Origin of the sequence: Burkholderia sp. MSh2 (assembly GCF_000731655.1) — a bacterium.
Classification (GTDB): domain Bacteria; phylum Pseudomonadota; class Gammaproteobacteria; order Burkholderiales; family Burkholderiaceae; genus Burkholderia; species Burkholderia paludis.
Genome location: NZ_JPGM01000028.1, coordinates 99,391 through 123,081 on the forward strand (window position 1 = coordinate 99,391; position 23,691 = coordinate 123,081).

At 68.1% G+C, this 23,691-nt stretch carries 7 protein-coding genes and 1 pseudogene; all 8 read left to right on the forward strand.

The features are described from left to right. Positions 1 to 151: 151 nt before the first annotated feature. Positions 152 to 301: pseudogene (locus GQ57_RS39675) on the forward strand (IS5/IS1182 family transposase); the annotation flags it as partial. Between the two features lie 463 nt (positions 302 to 764). Continuing rightward, positions 765 to 1,484, forward strand: coding sequence for a thioesterase II family protein (locus GQ57_RS18755; protein WP_034198675.1), 720 nt, complete (start codon positions 765 to 767; stop codon positions 1,482 to 1,484). Between the two features lie 136 nt (positions 1,485 to 1,620). Beyond that, positions 1,621 to 2,571 carry a UDP-glucuronic acid decarboxylase family protein gene (locus tag GQ57_RS18760; RefSeq protein ID WP_031397728.1) on the forward strand — a complete coding sequence of 317 codons (951 nt, stop codon included), beginning with the start codon at positions 1,621 to 1,623 and terminating at the stop codon, positions 2,569 to 2,571. 159 nt (positions 2,572 to 2,730) lie between these two features. Further along, positions 2,731 to 4,041 (forward strand): diaminobutyrate--2-oxoglutarate transaminase family protein, encoded by a 1,311-nt coding sequence (locus tag GQ57_RS18765; RefSeq protein ID WP_034198676.1) that lies wholly within the window; start codon positions 2,731 to 2,733, stop codon positions 4,039 to 4,041. Between the two features lie 76 nt (positions 4,042 to 4,117). Then, positions 4,118 to 5,116, forward strand: coding sequence for a TauD/TfdA family dioxygenase (locus GQ57_RS18770; protein ID WP_034198677.1), 999 nt, complete (start codon positions 4,118 to 4,120; stop codon positions 5,114 to 5,116). A gap of 308 nt (positions 5,117 to 5,424) precedes the next feature. Next, a complete protein-coding gene (locus tag GQ57_RS18775) occupies positions 5,425 to 9,822 on the forward strand; it encodes a hybrid fatty acyl-AMP ligase/type I polyketide synthase (RefSeq protein ID WP_034198678.1) in 4,398 nt (1,465 codons plus the stop codon). Continuing rightward, entirely contained in the window at positions 9,819 to 13,142 is a 3,324-nt protein-coding gene (locus GQ57_RS18780; RefSeq protein WP_034198679.1) for a type I polyketide synthase, read from the forward strand. Before GQ57_RS18775 ends, GQ57_RS18780 begins: the two co-directional genes overlap by 4 nt. Continuing rightward, positions 13,139 to 23,691 (forward strand): type I polyketide synthase (locus GQ57_RS18785; protein WP_034198680.1); only part of this gene is annotated, 10,553 nt, incomplete at its 3' end. The genes GQ57_RS18780 and GQ57_RS18785, both read left to right, overlap by 4 nt.

Genomic DNA, 23,691 nt, shown 5'->3' on the forward strand with positions numbered 1-23,691 from the left:
ATACATATTATGTCAAATAATATACCCACAATACTAAGCGCCACCGCGCCTGCGCGCGTCCCCCGTCATTGGTCTCGCCGATGTTGAGCATTTCAAGCAAGACAACGACGTGTTCGAGCATCTCCAGGGAGATGCCTGCCTGGCGGCCAGCCAGCATCGAAGGGTTGTTGAGCACACACACGCATGGCTTGCTGGATTCGGCAAGTTGCGCATTGGCTTCGAGCGTTCTCTTCAAACCCATCTCGCTGTGCTCCGCCTTGCATGCGCCGCTATCCGCACTCGGTTCGTTGACCGGTTTTGTCAGCGACTCTACCGTGGTCACCGAGCGACGTCGCCAAGACCGGTGTCAACTCCCCCGCATTTCTCTGCAGCGCGGACGACGATGCGCGAACTGCACACGTCCCGTTTTTCTACGACATACATCCACACGGCCTCATGTTTAACTCATGCCCAGCCGGGTCGGGCACATTCCGAATCCTGGCGGCACCATGAATTTCCATGAAGCGAATCAACGCTTCCTCGACTTCTCGCGTGCGGCTTCGCGGCCTTCGTACAGCGCTAACGAACCGGCTATGGAAACGGCCTTGCGCATCGCGAAGCCGCGCCGGGTGTTCAGCCCGATTCCCTCCAGGTGAAGATGACCGACGCATCACCATGAAAACGATGACCGGACCTTTAGTCGTGAACAACGCCGAACCCGAGAATGCCTGCAGCGCGACCTCCAGCAGCCCGGCAGCAAGTGTGCCGCTCGAGTACCCGCCCGCATGCGTCTGATCTGTTTCCCTTACGCGGGCGGCTCGGCCGCCGTCTATCGTGGCCTGCAACCGCTATTGCCCGGGATCGAGGTGCACCGTCATGAGCTTGCCGGCCGAGGCAGCCGCCTGTCGGAGCCAGCCGTGCCCGATATGGCGACGCTGATCGACGCGTTGCTGGACGACCTGGGCAGTTGCTTCGATCGTCCCTTCGCACTGTTCGGCCACAGCATGGGCGCGGCGATTGCCGTCGAACTGGCGCTGCGGCTTCCCGCCCATGCGCAACCGAACCTCCGGCATCTGTTCGTGAGCGCGCGCGCTGCACCGGGCAAGGAGCGCCCCGCTCGACGGATGCAGGCGCTGGACGACCGCGCGTTCATCGATGCGTTGCACGAGATGGGCGGTACACCGAAGGCGGTGCTGGAGAACCGCGAAATGATGGCGTTGATGATGCCGGCGCTGCGCGCGGATTTCACGATGATCGAAAACTACCGGGCCGTGCCCGGGCGCAGGCTGGCAGTCGACATCACCGCGTTCGCGGGCGTGGCGGATGAACAGGTCCCTGCCGATTCGGTTTCAGGCTGGGATGCCGTGACGACCGGGCGCTGCGATTTTCATGTCATCGACGGCGATCACTTCTTTATCCGGAGCGAAATGCGGGCGATGGCCGACATCATTGCGACGCGCCTGCGGCGCGCGGATCAGGTTGCACCGAACGCCCTGCAAGCATGACGGGCATCGCACACGTCGGGATCCGCATCGCGCGATCGGCGTGCCGTGATCGTCGAAGCGAAGCGCATCGCGGTCCCGCCGAAGGTGCCCGGGGGCAACTCGCCACTTACCTACGCGTCAAACCTGGAGTGCAATTGTGCAACGTAATCGAAAGCGGATCCTCGTAACCGGTGGCGCGGGTTTCCTCGGTTCGCATCTGTGCGAGCGCCTGGTCGAACTCGGTCATGACGTCCTGTGCGTCGACAACTATTTCACCGGCACCAAGCAGAACGTGGCCGCGCTGCTCGGCAACCCGAGTTTCGAGGCGCTGCGCCACGACGTGACCTTTCCGCTGTACGTGGAGGTGGACGAGATCTACAACCTCGCCTGTCCGGCATCGCCGATTCACTATCAGTTCGATCCCGTGCAGACCACCAAGACCAGCGTGATGGGCGCGATCAACATGCTGGGGCTCGCGAAGCGCACGCACGCACGCGTGCTGCAAACTTCCACGAGCGAAGTGTACGGCGACCCCGACGTGCATCCGCAACCGGAGACGTACCGGGGCAACGTCAACCCGCTCGGGCCGCGTGCGTGCTATGACGAAGGAAAACGGTGCGCGGAGACCCTGTTCTTCGACTATCACCGCCAGCAAAACGTGAAAATCAAGGTGGTACGGATCTTCAACACGTACGGGCCGCGCATGCATCCCAACGACGGTCGCGTCGTGTCCAACTTCATCGTGCAGGCGCTGCGCGGCGAGGACATCACGCTGTATGGCGACGGCAGCCAGACCCGCGCGTTCTGCTATGTCGACGACATGGTCGGCGGCCTGATCCGGATGATGGGCACGCCCGCGGACATCACCGGCCCGATCAATCTCGGCAATCCGCATGAGATCGCGGTCAGTGAGCTCGCGCAGATCATCTTGCGCCTGACGGGCTCGAAGTCGCGAATCGTATTCCGGCCGCTGCCGAAGGACGATCCGACGCAACGTTGTCCGGATATCGACCTCGCACGCACCCACCTGGACTGGAAGCCGACGGTCGGGCTCGAAGTGGGACTGCGTCGAACCATCGACTATTTCCGCTCGACCCTGCCTGCCTGACGCCACGCCGGTGTCCCGCTTTCCCGTGGCAGACGCGGTACGGAGACCATGCTTCAATCAGCCGTACCGCTGCACCGTTCCCGTTGCACCATTGGCCGACACGAAGCGATGCGGATTCGCCAGTGTCCATCATCCGCGCTGCAAGCCGGATCCATAAGCATGGAAAAACTCGATTATCTCAAGCATGTCGAATCGAACGCGCGAACCTACGCGACGTCGTTTCCACGGCTGTTTACCCATGCCGAAGGCATACGCATGCGCGACTCCGACGGGCAGGAATACATCGACTGCCTGTCCAATGCCGGAACGCTCGCACTCGGGCACAATCACCCGGAAGTCAACGAAGCCGTCATGCGGTTCCTGTCCTCCGGTCAACTGCAACAGGCGCTCGACCTGGCGACGCCGGCCAAGCACGCGTTCGTCGAACAACTGTTCTCGATGTTGCCGAACGCGATCGCCGATACCGGCAAGATCCAGTTCTGCAGTCCGAGCGGAGCGGATGGCGTCGAAGCGGCGATCAAGCTGGCCCGGCATCATACGGGCCGCCCGACGATCATGGCGTTCCACGGCGCCTACCACGGCATGACGGCCGGCGCACTCGCCGCATCGGGCAATCTCACGCCGAAATCGGCCGGCAGCAACGGGCGCGACGTTCATTTCCTGCCCTACCCCTATGCGTTTCGCTGCCCGTTCGGCACCGACGGCTCGGCAACCGATCAACTCAGCATCAACTATATCCGGACGGTCCTGTCCGACCCCGAGAGCGGGATCACGAAACCCGCGGCCGTCATCGTCGAAGTCGTGCAAGGCGAAGGCGGCTGCATCCCCGCTTCCGACGCCTGGCTGATCGAGTTGCGCGAGCTGACGCTGCGGCATGAAATCCCGCTGATCGTCGATGAAGTGCAGACCGGCCTCGGCCGAACCGGTGCGCTGTTCGCCATCGAGCATTCCGGCATCAGGCCGGACGTCCTGGTGTTGTCGAAGGCGTTCGGCGGCGGCTATCCGCTGTCGGTGGTGGTCTATGACAAGCGCCTGGACACCTGGCCGCCCGGCTCGCACGCGGGCACCTTCCGCGGCAACCAGATCGCGATGGTGGCCGGTTTGTCGACCATGCGCATCGTCGATCGAGACGGGCTGTCGGCGCACGCGGAGACGGTCGGCAAGCTGCTGGTCGCCGGCCTCGAACGTATTGCCGAACGCTTCCCGAGTCTAGGCCAGATCCGCGGCCGCGGCCTGATGATCGGCGTCGAAGTCGTGCTGCCCGGCCGCGATGGCCAACCCGGCCCGCCCCATGCGGCGCTCGCGAAAGCCATCAAGCTGCATTGCCTGCGCAACGGGCTCGTGATCGAAACCGGCGGCCGTCATGGCGCGGTACTCAGGTTCCTGCCGCCGTTGATCGTCTCGGAAGCGGACATCCACGAGATTCTCGACCGCTTCGAACAAGCGGTGGAAACGGCCTCCCGCGCATAGGCACGCCGCAGTAACCGTGAAGACCGGTCGGTCCGCGGTGCGTCGCGATCCACATTCAGATAAGGAATAGTTGACCATGCTGGGCATGACGGAACGCAAGCTGCTTGCCGCCGGGGCCTCGCCGTTGCTGCTGGAGCCGGCATCGAGCGGGCGAGTGAACGGGCACGATCTCGTGCTGGCGGTGAACGACAATCGAGTCGAACTCGAATCGCGGCTTCTGGAACATGGCGCGCTCCTGTTTCGCGGTTTCGACGTGTCAACGGTCGCCGAATTCGAGGCGTTTTCGAACGCGGTGTCGGCTCGTCAGTCGGACTACGTCTATCGTTCCACGCCACGCACCTCGATCGGCAACGGCATCTTCACCGCCACCGAGTATCCGCCGAGCGAGACGATCGCGCTTCATTGCGAAAACGCGTATCAGCGCAGCTGGCCGCTGCGCGTCGCATTCTGCTGCCTTTGCGCGCCCACGGCCGGCGGCGAAACGCCGATCGCCGACATGCGGGAGGTGAGCCGCAGGATCGGAGCGCGCATCCTGGAGAACTTCGAGGCGAAGCGGGTCCGCTATGTCAGGCACTACCGGCGGCACGTCGACATTCCGTGGGAAACCGTCTTTCAGACCACCGACCGCAGCCAGGTCGCGGCCTTCTGCGCAGACAACGGCATCGAGCACGAATGGCTCGACGACGACACGTTATGCACCGCACAGATCAACCAGGGCGTGGCCTACCATCCGGTCACCCGTGACAGGGTTTTCTTCAACCAGGCCCACCTCTTCCACCTCTCGAACCTGGACGCATCGCTCGCCAGTGCGGTCGTCAGCCTGTTCGGCGAGGATCGCGTTCCGCGCAACGCGTTCTACGGCGACGGGAGTCCATTCGATCTCGACGACATCGAGCAGATCCGCAACGCGTACCGCGAATGCGCGATCCAGTTCCCCTGGCAGCGAGGCGACGTCCTGCTCGTCGACAACATGCGATTCGCGCATGGTCGCAATCCCTTCAACGGCGAGCGCAAGGTGATCGTGTCGCTGCTGGACCCCTGCTCCCCCGACACGGAAACGCCGTCGGGCAGGTAGTCGGCAAACCGTGACTGCGCGAATGAATGACCGGCCCGATTGAATACGCGCACGAAACGCCGTGTCCTTGAATTACAGGGCAGACGCCGATTTGGCGCGATGCTCTAATCTCAATATAACCCGGTTCAAGAAGCAAGGCTGGCGGGCGCGCCGCGACTGGTCCTGAGGTCGAGCGACGCGACAGTGAACCCGGTATGCGCCCGGCACAGGGCTTGCATCGCGGACTGTCTTTGCCCGCCGGAATGAACGCACGGAGTCACAAGTGCCGTTCATTCAGATCAACGTTTGGCAGACAACGAAGGTTGAGTATGCTTCCCGATACAAAATTCAGGACTGTTACGGAAATACTGCGGTTTCGCGGCAAGATCGAACCTGAGAAGACGGCGTTCATTTTTCTCGATAACGGCGAATCGGAACTGGCCCGACTCACGTATGGCGACCTGGACGAGCGCGCGCGCGGCATCGCCGCCCGCCTGCAGGAGATTGCACAACCAGGCGATCGTGTCCTGCTGGTCTATCCGCCCGGACTGGAATTCATCTGCGCGTGGGTGGGATGCCTGTACGCCGGCCTGATCGGCGTGCCCGCCTATCCGCCGCGCAGGAATCGCCCCGCCGATCGCCTCAAGTCGATCGTGGCCGACGCCGGGCCGGTCGTCGCGCTGACCGACGCAGCCACGCTCGGCGGCATCGCGCATCGCGCGGACGGTTACTCCGACACGCTGGAACTGCGGATCCTGGCGACCGATCAGGGCTTCGACGCACCGGCCGGGCAATGGCGCGCGCCGGACATCACGCCGCAGACGCTGGCGCTGCTGCAGTACACGTCGGGCTCAACCGGTACGCCCAAAGGCGTGATGATCAGTCATGCGAACATCCTGAGCAACATGGCGGTCATCGCCGAAGCCAGCGATGCCGATGCGTCGGCCGTGTTCGTCAGCTGGCTTCCGGTGTTTCACGACATGGGTTTCTTCGGGAAGGTGCTGCTGCCGATCTATCTCGGCGTGCTGTCGGTGCTGATGGCGCCGGCGGCGTTCGTGCAGAAGCCGCACCGCTGGCTGAAAGCCATCACGAAGTATCGCGGCACGCATTGCGCGGCACCGGATTTCGCGTACGACCTGTGCGCACGCAAGATTTCGGACGAAGCCGGCGAACAGCTGGACCTGAGCAGCTGGCGGGTGGCATTCAACGGCGCGGAACCGGTGCGTGCGGAATCGGTGGCGCGCTTTTCGCGCGCATTCGCATCGCGCGGCTTCCACGCGGAAACCATGCGCCCGGTGTACGGCATGGCCGAGGCGACCTTGTTCATCTCCGGCCAGCCGGCGCGCTCGCAGCCGCTCGTGGCCGACTTCGACGCCGACGATCTTGCGCAAGGCGTGGCGACGCGAAGCGCGCACGGCAAGCGCCACGCGCTGGTCTCATGCGGCCGCGCCTGGGCGGGGCATCGCCTGGAGATCGTGAACCCGGAGACCGGTCAACGCTGCCAGCCCGGCCGAATCGGAGAAATCTGGGTGACGGGCCCGAGTGTCGGCGTCGGCTACTGGAACCGCGCCGAGGAAACGGAGCGCACCTTCCGCGCGAGGCTGGCCGGCGATGACGCGCGCTACCTGCGCACGGGCGATCTCGGCTTCGTCGATGGCGAGCACCTCTTCGTCACCGGCCGCCTGAAAGACCTGATCATCGTCGCGGGCCGCAATCACTACCCGCAGGATCTCGAGCAATCGGCCGAGTCGAGCCACCCCGCGCTGGCGCCCGCCGCATCGGCGGCGTTCTCGATCAACGTCGATAACGTGGAGCGGGTCGTCGTCGCCGCCGAAGTGCGCCGCGAAGCGCTCAACACGCTGAACGCCGAAGCCGTCGCCACGGCGATCCGGCGCCAGCTCGCCGAAGTGCACGATGTCGATCTGTATGCGGCGATCCTGTTGAAACCGGCGACGATCCTGCGCACGTCCAGCGGAAAAATCCAGCGCAGCCGAATCCGGCAAGCCTTCCTCGATGAACAGGGGCTCGCGATCGCGGGCGAATGGCGGCGTTCGTTCTCCCGGGAGGCCGCACGCCCGGCCACCGGGGGGCGCGACACGCATGAACTGGTGCAATGGTGCATCGAGCGGGTCGCGCATCTGTCGGGCATCGCGCCCGGCAAGCTCGACCCCGACGCGCCGTTCAGCACCTTCGGGCTCGATTCGAAAGACGCGATCCTGCTCTCGGGAGAATTGCAGGACTGGCTCGGGCAGCCGGTTTCTCCTACGGTCGTCTACGATTTCCCGAGCATTGCCCTGCTGGCGCGCCATTTCTGCGGCGCCGGGCATGCGGCGTCGGACGACACGCCCGTTGCCGCCGCACGCGCGGATATCGCCATCGTCGGCATGGGATGCCGCTTCCCCGGCGCCAGTCATCCCGACGCATTCTGGCAGCGCCTGCTGGAGGGCCATGACGCGGTCGGCGCGTCGAACGCACGCGCCGGCGGCCTTCCGACCACGGGATTGCTGGACCAGGTCGATCAGTTCGATGCGGAATTCTTCGGCATCAGCGCCCGCGAGGCCGAAACGATGGACCCGCAGCAGCGCCTGCTTCTCGAGGTGGCGTGGGAGACGTTCGAGCACGCGGGGATCGTGCCCCGGCATCTCGCCGGCAGCCGCACCGCGGTCATCGTCGGCATCAGCAATGCCGACTACGTCCGGCTGGCGCAGGAACAAGACGCGGATGTCGGTCCGTATGTCGCGACCGGCAATGCGCTCAGCGTCGCCGCCAACCGCATTGCCTACACGCTCGATCTGCGCGGCCCGAGCTGGGCGGTCGACACGGCGTGTTCGTCGTCGCTCGTCGCGGTTCACCACGCGTGCCGCGCGCTGCAGCGCGGCGAGAGCGATGCGGCGCTTGCCGGCGGGGTCAACCTGATCCTGGCGCCGCAATTGAGCGCGTCCTTCACGCAAGCGGGCATGCTGTCGCCGGATGGCCGCTGCAAGGCGTTCGACGCGGATGCCAACGGCTATGTGCGCGGCGAAGGCGTGGGCATGGTGCTGCTCAAGCGTCTCGACGATGCGCTTGCGAACGGCGACACCGTGTTCGCGGTGATCCGCGGTTCGGCGGTGAACCAGGATGGGCGCAGCAACGGTCTGACCGCGCCGAACGGCCCGGCTCAGCAGGCCGTGATTCACGGCGCGCTGCGCGATGCCGGCGTGCGGCCGCAGGACATCGGCTTCGTCGAGGCGCACGGAACGGGCACGCCGCTGGGCGACCCCATCGAGCTGAACGCGCTGACGGCCGTGCTGGGCGAATCGCGGCAACCTGAAGCGCGCTGCTGGATCGGTTCGGTGAAGACCAACATCGGCCACCTGGAATCGGCTGCGGGCATCGCGAGCCTGATCAAGACCACGCTGGCGCTGCACCATCGCACCATTCCGCCGAACCTCCATTTCCGGTCGCTCAATCCGCATATCGCGCTCGACGACACGCCGTTCCGCATTCCGCAGCAGGTCGTACCCTGGCATCCGGAACACGGGCCGCGTGTGGCCGGCGTGAGTTCGTTCGGCTTCGGCGGCACCAATGCGCACATGATCCTGTCCGAAGCGCCGCGCGCCGGAATGGTCGAAGACGATCCGGCGGCGCCCGCGACGCACATCGTGACACTCTCCGCGCGCACGCCCGAAGCGTTGCAAGCGCTGGTGGCGTCCTATGCGGCGTATTTCGACGCCCATCCCGAGGTTCGCTTGCGGGAGGTCGCGTCGACGGCGAACACCGGGCGCACCCACTTCGCGCGGCGGGCGGCCATCGTCGCATCGAGTCTCGATGCGTTGCGTTCACGGCTGCATGCCGTTTCGGCCGGCGAGGCTGCCGACACACTGCCCGCGGTGACGTTTCACTTTTCCGCCGACGACGGCGCCAGCGCCGATGCGGTTCGGCAATTGCGCTCGGCGAGCCCCGCTTTCAGCGCGCTGATGCAGCAGCAACCGGACGCGGCCGAGGCCGGCTTCACGGCCTTCCAGCGCGCGCTCGCGCAACTGTGGATGTCCTTCGGCATCACGCCGGACGCCGTCAGCAGCACGGGCGAAGGGCATCGCGCCGCGGCCTCGCTGGCGGACGTGCCGCAGGCCCCGGACGGCGCCGCGGCGGGCACCCCTGGCATCGTCATCGAGATCGGTGCGCGGGCGGCCGCCTGGGACGCGATCCTGCACACGCTCGCCGAGCTCTACGTCCGTGGCGCATCCGTCAACTGGCACGCTGTCGAACCGCCCGCCCCGTCCCGCCGGCTCGCACTGCCGACCTATCCGTTCGAGCGTCGCAGTTTCTGGCTCAACCCGCGTGCGCCCCGGCATCCGTTGCTCGGGCGCCTCATGACGCAGCACGCGCATTTGCCCGGCACGTGGATCTGGGAGTCGAGTCTCGACGCACCGGACACCGCCTTTCTCGCCGGTCATCGCGTGAAGGGACCGCCCGTCCTGCCCTATTCCGCCTATGTGGAAATGGCGCTAGCGGCCACCGCGGAGATCGGCGCCGACGGCCATACCACGCTGAAGGACCTCGCACTGCATGCCCCGTTGCCGCTGCACCGGCATGCATCGCGCGCCGTGCAGACCGTGCTGAGCCGCCAGTCGTGGGGACCGTTTTCGTTTGCCGTCTATCACCGGATCGAGGACACGAGCGCCGCCGCGACATGGCAGATCTGCGCCAGTGCCGAAATTCACGAATCGGATCGGAGCCACGCATGAAATTCGGCCTGATGTTCTTCGCCAGCAGTGAAGAGGCGCTGTCCGGCAACAAGTACCAGCTCGTGATGGAGAGCGCGCGCTTCGCCGATGCGAACGGGTTCTCCAGCGTCTGGGTGCCGGAGCGCCATTTCACCGAATTCGGCTCGCTGTACCCGAATCCCGCCGTCCTGCACGCCGCCCTCGCCGCGGTCACCGGCCGCGTGCAACTGGTCGCGGGCAGCGTGGTGGCCGCGCTGCACAACCCGATCCGGATCGCGGAAGAGTGGTCCATGGTAGACAACCTGTCGAACGGTCGCGTGGGCGTGTCGTTCGCCTCCGGATGGAATCCGGACGACTTCGTGCTCGCGCCTGACAAATACGCGACCCGGCAGGACGACATGCTGACGACGCTGCGCGCCGTCCGGAATCTGTGGCGCGGCGGATCGCTGAATGCGAACAATGGCGTCGGCAAGCCGGTGCAATTGCGCATCTACCCGACGCCAGTGCAGCCGGAACTGCCCGTCTGGGTGACCGCCGCCGGCAATCCGCAGACGTTCGTCCGCGCCGGCGAAGTCGGCGCCAACCTGCTGACCCACGTGCTCGACCAGGACCGGGACCAGCTCGCGCACAAGATCGCCCTCTACCGCGAGGCGCGCGCGAAACATGGCTTCGACCCGGCGGCCGGCACCGTGTCGGTGATGCTGCACACGTTCGTCGGCGACGATGAGGCGCGGGTGCGCGAGCAGGCGCGCGCGCCGTTCTGCAACTACATCCGCAGCAACATCGGACTGCTGAACGGGCTGGCGCAAAGCCGTGGCCAGTCGGTGGACGTGCGTGCGATGGGGGCGCGCGAACTGGACGAGTTCGTCGAGTTTCTCTATGAACGCTTCGCGCAATCGCGCGGCCTCATCGGGACGCCGGAATCCTGCGTCGAGCGGGTGCGGGACCTCGAGTCGATCGGCGTGGACGAAGTGGCGTGCCTGCTCGATTTCGGTCCGCCGGTCGAGCTGATCCTGGGCAATCTTCCTCACCTGCGCCGGCTGCGGGAGCTGTGCGCGCCGAAACGGCGCGCCGAGCCGGCGAGATTCGATGCCGCCGAGGTGCAGGCGCGCTGCACCGAAACGACGTCGGGCGCGGACTTCAACGGCGAAATCCGGCAGTACGGCGTGCAGATCGACGGCGTGTTCGATGCGATCCGGCAAATCTGGCGCACGACCGGTGAGGCGCTGGGGAAAATCAGCCTGCCGGCCGACGCGCTGGCGTCGTCGCAATTCCAGGTGCATCCGGCGTTTCTCGATGCGTGCAGCCGCGTGCTCGCGGCCGCCATCGATCCGGACGCGCTGGAGGCCGGGGACCTGTACCTGCCCAGTTCGATCGGTGCGGTACGGATTCATCAGCCGCCGTCGTCAGCGGAGGCATGGAGTCACGCGACGCTGCGCAAGCCGGCCGGGCAACACGCGCTGGAGGGCGATATCCACGTCCACGACCTCGCCGGCCGGCTGCTGATCGAGATCGATGCGCTGCGGTTGCAGCAGGTGCGCACCGGGCGCGCCGCCGAGCGGCACGACTTCGCCGCCCTGCTTTATCGGCGTGTCTGGAGACCGTCGAGCATCGAAGCGGCAACCGGCGCTTCGGCGCAGGGCGAGTGGCTGATTCTCGCGGACCGTGGTGGCGTCGGCGCGCAACTGTCGGCCCTGCTGGAAAGCGCGGGCGATACGTGCGCGCTGCACTTCGCCGACGCGAGCGCGGCGCTGCCCGCGCTCGACCGGCCGCTGAAGGGCGTCATCCATCTGTGGAGTCTCGATCTCGCGCCCGCCGATGTCGCCGCGAGACGGCGCGCCAGCGCGAGCGTGCTGCAACTGGTCAGGGCGCTTGCGTCGCGCGCGCCGTCGGCCCGGCAGGCGCGTCTGTGGCTGGTGACGTCGGGTGCGATGAACGTTCTGGATGGCGAATCGACCGCCGTGGCGCAAGCGCCGCTGTGGGGGTTGGGCCGGGCGATCGCGGTGGAGCATGCGCCGCTGTGGGGCGGCCTGATCGACCTCGATCCCGCGCGGCCGTCGGCGACGGACATCGTGCAGGCGGTGCTGGCCGGCGGCCGTGAAGACATGATCGCGTTTCGCGGCGGACAGCGCCACGTCGCGCGCATCGCCCGCGACAATCGCGAATTCGTCAGCCACCGGCCGGTCAGGTTCCACCCTGACGCGACCTATCTGGTGACCGGCGGGCTCGGCGGGCTCGGCCTGCGGCTCGCGGCCTGGCTCGCCGGCAACGGCGCCGGCAAGGTCGTGCTGCTCGGGCGCAGCACGCCTTCCGCCGCCGCCGAAAAGATCCTGCAGACGCTCGACGCCCGCTTCGTTCGCGCCGATCTGTCGCGTCGCGAGGACGTCGCGGACGCGATCGGCGAGATCGCGCGTTCGATGCCGCCGCTCAAGGGGGTGTTCCACCTCGCCGGCGCACTCGACGATGCGCTGCTGGCCCGTCAGGACGACGACTTCTTCCATCGCGCCGGCAGCGGCAAGGCCGACGGCGCGTGGTATCTGCACGAGCTGACGGCCGACCTGCCGCTCGACCATTTCGTGCTGTTCTCGTCGATGGCCGCGCTGATCACCATGCCGGGCCAGGGCAACTACGCGGCGGCGAACAGTTTCCTCGACGCGCTGGCGCAGCATCGGCGCGCGCAGGGCAAACCGGCGCTCAGCGTCAACTGGGGGCCGTGGGCCGAGATCGGCCACGCCGCCACCGACTACGGACGGCGCGCGCATGAACAGCTGGGCGCGCTCGGCGTGGGCACGCTGTCGCCCGAACTGGCCATCGCGACCCTCGAACGGCTGATGGCGTCCGGCGTTGCCCAGTCCGGGGTCGCGCGCATCGACTGGCCGACGCTGTTCCGGGTCGATGCGCCGGCTGCCGGGTCGGCGTTGTTTTCCGAGCTGGCGCAACCGGCCGCGCAGCCTGCGCAGCAGGAGACCGCATTGCTGCGCCAGCTAAACGCGTGCGCGCCGCGGGAGCGGCTCGAGCTCATCGCCGGCACGCTCGCGAAGATGCTGGCCGAGACGTTGCGTCTGCCCGGCCCCGACGCCATCGCGCCCGAGCAGTCGCTGCTCGATCTCGGCCTGGATTCGCTGATCGCGCTCGAACTGACCGACCGCCTCGCCAAGGTGTTCGGCAGGCCGTTCCGCGCGACGCTGTTCTTTTCCTATCCGAACCTGCAAGCGCTCGCCGGGTACGTGCTCGGCGAACTGTCACCGTCGCTCCCCGCGCCTGTCGTCGACGAAACATCGGACGACCTCGACGAGGACGACCTTTCCGAACTGATCGCGCAGGAGATCGGCGCCCAATGAACGCCAAGGCCACGCAAGCACTGAAAGCCGCGCTCGACGAACTGCGCCAGCGGCGCGCGGAAATCGCGGCGCTGCGCTCGGACCGCAACGAACCGATCGCCATCATCGGCATGGCTTGCCGCTTCCCCGGCCGCAGCGATACGCCGGACGCATTCTGGCAATTGCTCGACAACGCGCGCGACGCCGTCACCGAAGTGCCGGGCGAACGCTGGGACATCGACCGCTATTACGACCCCGATCCGTCCGCGCCCGGCAAGATGGCGACCCGCCACGGCGCGTTTCTCGAACGCGTCGATCAGTTCGACGCGGCGTTCTTCGGAATCGCGCCGCGCGAAGCGACCTATCTCGATCCGCAGCAACGGCTCCTGCTCGAAGTGGCCTGGGAGGCGCTCGAGAATGCCCATCTCGCGCCCGAGCGCTTCCGGCAGTCCGCCACGGGCGTGTACGTCGGCATTACCTGCTTCGACCATGCGATCCAGGTGTCCAATGCGGCGATGCCGTCGAGCAGCTACGCCGGCACGGGCAGCGCGCTTAACATGGCCGCGGGCCGGCTGTCGTTCGTGCTGGGCCTCACCGGCCCGAGCATGGCGATCGATACGGCCTGCTCGTCGTCGCTGGTCTGCCTGCACCTCGCCTGCGAAAGCCTGCGCTCGCGTGAAACCGGCATGGCGCTCGCGGGCGGCGTCAACCTGATGCTGTCGCCCGAGGTCATGGTCAGTTTCTCGCAGGCACGCATGCTGTCGCCGGACGGACGCTGCAAGACCTTCGACGCGTCGGCGGACGGCTATGTGCGCGGCGAAGGGTGCGGCATGGTGGTGCTCAAGCGCCTCGCCGACGCGCTCGCGGACGGCGACCGGGTGCTCGGCATCGTGCGTGGCACCGCGGTCGACCAGGGCGGCGGCGGCGGCGGGCTGACCGTGCCGAGCCGCGATTCGCAGGAACGGGTGATACGCCGTGCGCTGAACCAGGCCGGCCTTGCGCCCGGCGACGTCTCCTATGTCGAGGCCCACGGTACCGGGACCTCCCTCGGCGACCCGATCGAGGTCGAAGCGCTGGCGGGCGTCTACGGTCCCGGCCGCACGGTCGGCGAGCCGCTCGTGATCGGTTCGGTCAAGACCAATATCGGGCATCTCGAATCCGCGTCCGGCATCGCCGGCCTGATCAAGGTCCTGCTGTCGTTCGAGCACGACCGGATTCCGGCGCACCTGCACTTCACGCAACCCAATCCGCATACGCCGTGGCAGGACATCCCGATCCGCGTCGCGGCCGATCCGGTCGCATGGCGTCGCGGGGAGCGCCGGCGCATCGCCGGGGTCAGCGCGTTCGGATTCAGCGGCACCAATGCGCACGCGATCGTCGAGGAACCGCCGGTCGCACCGGCGCACGCGGCGCAGCGCCGGTTGCTGCTGCTGTCGGCCAGATCCGAGGCGGCGCTGGCGGCGCTCGCGTCACGCTACGAGCGCACGATCGCCGGCGCGACGCCGCAGGAGCACGCCGCCATCTGCCGCGCCGCCGCCACCGGGCGGAGTCACTATCCGTTTCGCACGGCCTATGTGTCGGGCGGGCGGAGCGCGTCGGCGGCCGTGGCGCGCACGGGCAAGACGGTGCGCCTGGGCGCCCGGTTCGGCGTGCCGGACACTGGCGTCGCGCACGCGCTCCACGCATCGGAACCGCTGTTTCGCGATGCCTTCGACCGTTGCGCGGTGCCGCTGGAGGCGCTCGATACCGACGCGGGCCGCTTCGCGGTCCAGTTCGCGTGGGCGGAACTGTGGAAGGGATGGGGCATCCGGCCGGCCGTCGTGTCGGGACACGGCATCGGCGAATATGTCGCGGCCTGCGTGGCGGGGGTCGTGAGCGCGGCCGACGCGCTGCGCCTCGTGGCCGCCCGCCGGGACGCCGACGCGTTGCGCGCCGCGCTTCGGGACATGCCGCTCGCACGGCCGTCGGTCCGCCTGATTTCAGGCTGTCTCGGCACGGAGGTGGCCGACGAGGCGACACACCCGCAGTACTGGCTGCAGCTTGCCGGGACGCCGGATCAGCCCGACGCGCAGCAGGTGCCGGAGGGGCTCGCCGACGGCTGGCTGCCGCCACCCTGCGCCGGCGAGGCACTGGAGCACGCACTCGCGGCGCTGTACGTGCAGGGCGGGCAATTCGACTGGCACGCGCTGTTCCCGGCGCCGGCCCAGCCTGCCACCACCTTGCCGAACTATCCATTCGAGCGGCAGCGGTTCAGCCTGGAGAAGATCCCGTCGCCCGTCGTCGGCCTGGATGCCGGCAGCATCGACGCAGCGTTGCGGCATCTCAAGGCGTCCGGCAAGTACCCGGAAGACGTGCTGAACGTCGTCCCGGAACTGCTCAGGACCGCGTTCGCCCCGGCCGAAACCGCCGCCCCGGCCGTTCCCCCGCTCTATCACGTGGTGTGGGAACAGCAGGCCGCGTTGCCGGCGGCACGGCTTGCCGCCGACGCGTCCCCGTGGCTGATCTTCGCGGACGAAAGCGGTGTCGGCGATCGGCTCGCGGCGCTGCTGCGCGCGCACGGCGCTTCGTGCGCGCTGGTACGCCCCGGCCGCGACTATGGCGGCGGCGCGGAAGCGGGCTGGCAGGTCGCGCCCGAGCAGCCGGACCATTTCGTGCGCTTGCTGAACGAGACCGCCGCGCCCGGGCAGCGCATCGTCTTTTTATGGGCGCTGGACGAAGCCGCGGGCGCGTCGCGCATGTCCACCGCGCTGCTGCATCTCGTGCACGCGCGGGCCGGCAGCGAGCGGACGCCTGCGATCGGGCCCAGGATCTCGGTGGTCACGCGCGACGCGGTGGAAGCCGGCGAAGCGCCCCGCGTCACGGGGCTCGCACAGGCTGCACTGTCGGGCCTGGCGCGCGGGGCGATGATCGAGCATCCGGAATGGTTCGGCACGGCGATCGATCTCGATCCGGCCGCGCCGGCGGACGAGACGCAGGCGCTGCTTCAGGAACTGCTCGGGGAGCACCGCGAAGAACAGGTGGCGTTGCGGCGCGACGTGCGCCATGTCGCACGCCTGAGCCCGCTCGCGCAAGCCGACGCGGCCGCGCTGCGGGTCGATCCGGACGCGGCCTACCTGATCACCGGCGGGTTCGGCGCGCTCGGGCTGCACACCGCGCGATGGCTGGCGGCGCGCGGCGCGGGCACGCTGATCCTGGTCGGCCGTCAAGGGGCGGCAAGCGACGAGAGCCGGCAGGCGATCGCCGAGCTGCGCGAGCACAATGTGTCACTGCGCTGCGAGCGCCTCGATATCGCGGATCCGGTGGCGGTCGCCGATTTCTTCGCCGCGCTGCGGCGCGACGGCGTGCCGCTGCGGGGCATCGTGCATGCGGCCGGCATCGTCGGCTACAAGCCGATCGTGCAGGTCGAGCGCGCGGAACTCGACGCGGTCCTGGCGCCCAAGGTCGCCGGCGCGTGGCTGCTTCATCGGCACAGCGCGCCCTTCCCGCTCGATTTCTTCCTCCTGTTTTCGTCGATCGCATCCGCATGGGGCTCGCGCGACCAGGCGCACTACAGTGCCGCGAACCGCTTCCTCGACGCGCTCGCGCATCATCGCCGCGCGCTGGGCCTGCCGGCCCTGAGCGTGAACTGGGGGCCCTGGGCGCAAGGCGGCATGACGTTTCCCGAGGCGGAAGCGCTGCTGCGGCGCGTCGGCATCCGGTCGCTGGCGGCGGATCGCGCGCTCGACCTGCTGGATCATCTCCCCGCCGTGCCGCAGGCGGCGGTCGTCGATATCGACCTGGCGCTGTTCCAGGCCTCGTACGAGGCGCGCGGGCCCCGCCCCTTCCTCGACCGCGTACGGGTGGCCCGCACCGCCACGGGTGCGCAGGCGAAACCGGCATGGCGCGACGCCTCGCCGCGCGAGCGCAAGCGTCTGCTGGCCGACAGCATCGACCGCGCGGTAGCCCAGGTGCTCGGCTACGAAGCGGGGACGCTGGATCGCGACCTCGGCTTCTTCGAGATGGGCATGGATTCGCTGATGGCGCTGGACGTGCGCACGCTCGTCGAACAGGCGCTGGGCATCCCGTTGCCGGTCGCGCTGCTGTTCGATCATCCGACGGTCAACGCCCTCGCCGATTTTCTGGCGGACCAGTCGTCCGGCGCGACGCCGGACGCGCACGCGACGCCGACGGAGGCCGTGCCGCCGCGGCCGGTCGCGGCAACCGCTGCGGCCGCTGCAGCCCGCGAGACCGGCACGCCGGAGCCGATCGCGATCGTCGGCATGAGTTGCCGTTTTCCGGGCGCCGCGCACGACCTCGACGCCTACTGGCAACTGTTGAACGACGGCGTGGATGCGATTTCCGAAGTGCCGCGCGAGCGCTGGGACGTCGACGCGTACCACGACCCCGATCCGGAAGCGCCGGGGCGCATGGTTTGCCGCTTCGGCGGTTTCCTCGGCGACGTCGACCAGTTCGATCCGGCCTTCTTCCGCATCACGCCGCGCGAAGCGGCCGCGATGGACCCGCAGCAGCGCCTGCTGCTCGAAGTCAGTCACGAAGCGCTGGAGCATGCCGGGATTCCCGTCGACGGTCTCAAGGGCAGCCGGACCGGCGTCTTCGTCGGCATCACCACCAACGATTACGCGAACCTGCAGCTTCGCAACGGCGGCGGCAGCGGCATCGACGGCTATTTCTTCACCGGCAATCCGCTCAACACGGCGGCCGGCCGCATCTCCTATGGACTGGGCGTGCAGGGACCGAGCATGGCGATCGACACCGCCTGCTCGTCGTCGCTCACCGCGATCCATCTCGCCAGCCAGAATCTGCGCGGCGGCGAATGCGATCTCGCGATCGCGGGCGGCGTCAACCTGATCCTGTCGCCGGACAACTCCATCGCCGTGTCGCGCACGCGGGCGCTGGCGCCGGACGGCCGCTGCAAGACCTTCGACGCGGCGGCGGACGGCTTCGTGCGCAGTGAAGGCTGCGGCGCACTGGTGCTCAAGCGCCTGTCCGATGCGCTCGCCGCAGGCGATCGCGTGCTGGCCGTGCTGCGCGGTTCGGCCGTCAACCACGATGGCGCATCGAGCGGCTTTACCGCGCCGAACGGCCGCGCGCAGGAAGCCGTCATCCGTCAGGCGCTGGGCGGGCTGCCCGCCGCGTCCATCGATTACGTGGAAGCGCACGGCACCGGCACCCCGCTCGGCGATCCCGTCGAGGTGCAGGCGCTCGCGACGGTATTCGGCGAAGACCGTGACGGGGGCCGGCGGCTGCGGATCGGCTCGGTGAAGACCAACATCGGCCACACGGAATCCGCCGCCGGCATCGCGGGGGTCATCAAGGTCGTGCTGTCGCTGAACCACGACCGCCTGCCCGCCCACCTGCATCTGCGCCGCCCGAACCCGCTGGTGCAGTGGGACGCGCTGCCCGTCGAGATCTGTACCGAGGCGAGCGCGTGGCCGCGCGGCGAGCGGCCACGGCGAGCCGGCGTGAGCGCGTTCGGCGCGAGCGGCACCAATGCGCACGTGGTACTCGAAGAAGCCCCCGTGCCGGCGCAACGGGCGACGCCGTCGAGACACAAGGTGCATGCGCTGGTGCTGTCGGGCAAGACGCCGGCGGCATTGCGCGAGCTTACCGGGCGCTATCAGCGGCGGCTCGAAGCCGAACCGGGTCTCGATATCGCGGCCGTGGCGTTTTCGGCGGCGGCCGGCCGCTCGCATTTCGCACACCGGCTGGCGCTGCCGGTGACCTCCGTCGAGGACGCCATCGACAAGCTGCGCGCCTTCCAGGCCAGGGAACCTGCGGGCGCGGCGCAGCCCGCCCCCCGCGTGAAGATGGCGTTCCTCTTCACCGGCCAGGGCTCGCAATACGCCGGCATGGGCCGACGCCTGTACGACGCGTATCCGGTGTTCCGCGACGCCATCGACCGCTGCCGCGCGGTGGTCGATCCGCTGCTCGACAAGCCGTTGCTCGAGGTGCTGTCCGCGCCGTCCGAGGACATCCATCAGACCGGCTACAGCCAGCCGGCCCTGTTCTCGCTGCAGTACGCGCTCACCACGTTGCTGGCGTCGTTCGGCGTGGTGCCCGATGCGGTGATGGGACACAGCGTCGGCGAGTACGCGGCGGCTTGCGCGGCCGGCGTCTTCTCGCCGGAAGACGGCCTGCGGCTGATCGCCGAACGCGGCCGGTTGATGCAGGCATTGCCCCGCGACGGCGAGATGGCGGCGATTTTCACCGACCTCGCCACGGTCGAGCGCGCGATCGAAGCCTGTCCGCACGAGGTCGCGGTGGCTGCCGTCAACGGGCCGGCCAGCATCGTGATTTCCGGCAAGCGCGAGCGCATCGCACTGCTGGTCGACGCGTTTGCCGCGCAGGGCATCCGGTCCGTGCCGCTCAACACGTCGCACGCGTTTCACTCGCCGCTGCTCGAGCCGATGCTGGACAGCTTCCAGGCCGCGGCGCAAGCCGTGCCCGTCGCGCGCCCGGCCATCCCGTTCTATTCGAATCTCACGGGCGCCGCGATGGACGAGGCGCCCACCGACGCGTACTGGCGCCGTCACTGCCGGGAGCCGGTGCAGTTCGCGAGCAGCGTCGAGCGCCTCGCCGAAGCCGGTTTCAACCTGCTGGTCGAAATCGGTCCCAAGCCGGTGCTCGTCAACCTGGCCCGCGCGTGCTGCGCGCCGGATGCCGGGATCCAGTTCCTGGCCCTGCAGCGGCCGCAGGTCGAGCAGCAAGCGCTGATCGAAACGCTGTCGAGCCTTTATGCCCGGGGCGTCGATGTCGCCTGGGCCGCAACCGAAACACCCGCCCCCGTGCGCGTCGCCTTGCCGTCCTATCCCTTCCAACGCAGCCGTACCTGGTTTCAGAAAGCGGACACGTCCATGACTCAGACAAGCGCATCACCCCTCGCTGCAACGCCGACCCACGACCGTAGCGGCGAGGTTCTCGAATGGCTTCGCGGCAAGATCGGCGAATTGATCCAGGCCGATCCCGCCACCATCAACATCGACCTGCCGTTCCTGGAGATGGGCGCCGACTCGATCATCCTGATCGAGGCCATCCGGCACATCGAGAAACAGTACGGCGTGAAGCCGGGCATGCGCCGCTTCTTCGAAGACCTGGCGACGGTGCAGGCGCTCGCCGAATACATCGCGGACAACTTGCCGGTGGAAGCCGCGGCGTCCGAGGCCGTAGCCGTGACCGTGGCCGAGCCGTCCACGGTGGCGCTCGCGCCGTCCGCGGCGGGGCTTGTGGCGCCCGCCGCCGCGCCGGTGGAATGGGTGGCGGCCGAAGGCGGCTCCACGGTCGAGCGCGTGTTGCGGGAGCAGAATCAGCTGCTGTCGCGCGTCATGAGCCAGCAGATGGAGTTGCTGCGCACGTCGCTGACCGGCCACGCCGACGTCCGGCCGACGACGGTCGCCGCGCAAGCCGTCACGAACGTCGCGACCGTTGCGAACGTCGCAGCCACGGCCGCGATCGCGGTGCCGGCCGCCGCGCCCGCAGCGAAGCCCGCGCCGGCAACTGCGGCCGCAACCGGCAACCGGCCGCCCAAGCCGATGATGCCGTGGGGCAGCCCGGTCGAACAGCGGGCGCGCGGCTTGTCCGCCGTACAGCAGGAGCATCTCGAAGCGCTGATCGTGCGCTACACGACGCGCACCCGGAAATCGAAGGAATCGGTGCAGGCGTCCCGCCCGGTGCTGGCCGACAGCCGGGCCACGGTCGGCTTCCGCTTTTCGACCAAGGAGATGCTGTATCCGATCGTCGGCGAGCGCGCGGCCGGTTCGCGGCTGTGGGACATCGACGGCAACGAGTACATCGATTTCACGATGGGCTTCGGCGTGCATCTGTTCGGCCACACGCCGGACTTCATCCAGCGTCAGGTCAGCCGCGAATGGCAACGCCCGCTCGAACTGGGCGCACGCTCCAGCCTCGTCGGCGAAGTGGCCGCGCGCTTTGCCCGCGTCACCGGCCTCGATCGCGTGGCGTTCTCGAACACCGGCACCGAGGCGGTCATGACCGCGATGCGGCTCGCGCGCGCCGTGACGGGGCGCGACAAGATCGTGATGTTCACGCATTCGTATCACGGCCATGCCGACGGCACGCTCGCCGCGGCGAACGCGGAAGGCGTCACGGAAACCATCGCTCCCGGCGTGCCGTTCGGCTCGGTCGAGAACATGATCCTGCTCGACTACGGCAGCGACGCGGCGCTCGACGCCATTCGCGGCATGGCGTCGACCCTCGCGGCCGTGATGGTCGAGCCCGTGCAGAGTCGCAACCCGTCCCTGCAGCCCGTCGCGTTCCTCAAGGAACTGCGCCGCATCACCGAAGAGGCCGGCGTCGCGCTGATCTTCGACGAAATGATCACCGGCTTCCGCGTCCATCCGGGCGGCTCGCAGGCCATGTTCGGCATCCGGGCCGATCTCGCGACGTACGGCAAGATCATCGGCGGCGGCCTGCCGCTGGGCGTGATCGCCGGCACCACCCGCTTCATGGACGCCATCGACGGCGGCATGTGGACCTACGGCGACCACTCGTTCCCGGTCGCGGACCGCACCGCGTTCGGCGGCACGTTCTGCCAGTACCCGCTGGCGATGGCGGCCGCGCTGGCGGTGCTGGAGAAGATCGAGCAGGAAGGCCCGGCGCTGCAGGCCGCGCTCAACGAACGGACCGCGCAAATCGCCGGCACGTTGAATGCGTTCTTTGTGGAGGCCGAGGCGCCGATCAAGGTCACGTGGTTCGGCTCGATGTTCCGCTTCGAATTCACCGAGAACCTGGACCTGTTCTTCTATCACATGCTCGAAAAGGGCATCTACATCTGGGAATGGCGCACCTGCTTCCTTTCCACCGCGCATACGGATGCCGATGTCGACCGGTTCATCCGCGCGGTGAAGGACAGCGTCGCCGACCTGCGCCGCGGCGGCTTCATCCGGCCGCACTCGAAGCACGGCGCGGTCGCCGCGCTGAGCGAAGCGCAACGCCAGCTGTGGGTGTTGTCGGAAATCGATCCCGACGGCTCGCTGGCCTACAACGTCAACACCACGCTCGAACTGAAGGGCCGGCTCGACGAAGCCGCGATGCGCGCCGCCGTCCAGGGCCTGGTCGATCGACACGAGGCGCTGCGCACGACGGTGACGCCGGACGGGTCGGGCCAGATCGTGCATCCGTCGCTGACGCTCCGGATTCCGCTGATCGACGCGGACCAGGACGCGTGGCGGGACCAGGAGAGCCGCGAGCCGTTCGACCTGGTGAACGGCCCGCTCTTTCGCGCCGCGCTCGTGCGCCTGGACAGCGAACGTCACCTGCTGGTGATGACGGCCCATCACATCATCTGCGACGGCTCGACGTTCGGCGTCCTGCTCGAGGATCTGGCCCGGGCGTATGCCGGCGCCGCGCCGGCCGCGGCGCCGCTCCAGTTCCGCGAATACCTGAAGCAGCTCGACGGCCGGCGCCACAGCCCGGAAACGAAGGCGAATCGCGCGTACTGGCTCGCGCAGTGCGAGCGCCAGACCGAACCGTTGAACCTTCCGGCGGACTACCCGCGGCCCGCGGTGAAGACGTTTCACGGCAAGCGCGTGTCGCTGCATCTGGACGCGGCGGCAGCCGCGTCGCTGCGCACCGCCGCCCGTCAGAACGGCTGCACGCTCTACATGGTGCTGCTTGCCGGTTTCAACCTGTTCCTGCACCGCATCGCCGGCCAGCAAGAGATCGTCACCGGCATCCCGGTGACCGGCCGTTCCGTGGCCGGCAGCGAGCGCCTCGCCGGCTACTGCACGCATCTGCTGCCGCTGCGCTCCACGCTGCCCGAGCAGGCCACCGTGGCCAGCTTCCTGGCCGGCACCCGGCAGAACCTGCTCGACGCGCTCGAGCACCAGGACTATCCGTTCGCCGAACTGGTCCGCGAAATCGGCGCGCGGCGCGATCTCAACGCCGCCCCGCTGGTATCGGCGGTCTTCAATCTGGAGCCCGTGTCGGCGCTGCCCGGCCTGCCGGGCCTGACGGTCGACCTGGTCGCCCCGCTGATCCGCCACACCGCGTTCGATTTGAACGTCAACGTCCTCGACTCGGGGCAGGCACTCCTGATCGATTGCGACTACAACACCGATCTGTTCGACGAGAACACCGCGGAGCGTTTCCTCGCGATCTACCGGACCCTGCTCACGCGTCTCGCGGACGATGCGTCGGCCGCCGTTGCCCGGCTGCCGTTGACGAGCGAAGCGGAGCGGAACCTGCTGACCGTCGAGTGGAACCGGACCGATACGGACTTCGGCGAGGCCGCCGCGCAACCGCTGCACCGCCTGTTCGAACGACAGGTCGCGCGCACGCCCGAGGCCGTCGCGGCCGTTCATGACGACGACTCGCTCACCTACGCCAAACTCAACCTGCGTGCCAACCGCCTCGCGCACCGGCTCATCGCCCTCGGTGTCGGGCCCGACGCCCTCGTCGGCGTCGCGATGGAACGCTCGCTCGACATGATCGTCGCGCTACTCGCCGTCCTCAAGGCCGGCGGCGCCTACGTCCCTGTCGACCCCGACTATCCCGCCGAGCGCGTGCGCTTCATGATCGATCACGCTCAATTGCGCTGGCTCCTCACCCAGCA

Bases quoted from the DNA above. Each gene is read 5' to 3' on its own strand.
- GQ57_RS18755 (WP_034198675.1), top strand. From the start codon at position 765: ATGCGTCTGATCTGTTTCCCTTACGCGGGCGGCTCGGCCGCCGTCTAT.
- GQ57_RS18765 (WP_034198676.1), top strand. From the start codon at position 2,731: ATGGAAAAACTCGATTATCTCAAGCATGTCGAATCGAACGCGCGAACC.
- GQ57_RS18770 (WP_034198677.1), top strand. From the start codon at position 4,118: ATGCTGGGCATGACGGAACGCAAGCTGCTTGCCGCCGGGGCCTCGCCG.
- GQ57_RS18775 (WP_034198678.1), top strand. From the start codon at position 5,425: ATGCTTCCCGATACAAAATTCAGGACTGTTACGGAAATACTGCGGTTT.
- GQ57_RS18780 (WP_034198679.1), top strand. From the start codon at position 9,819: ATGAAATTCGGCCTGATGTTCTTCGCCAGCAGTGAAGAGGCGCTGTCC.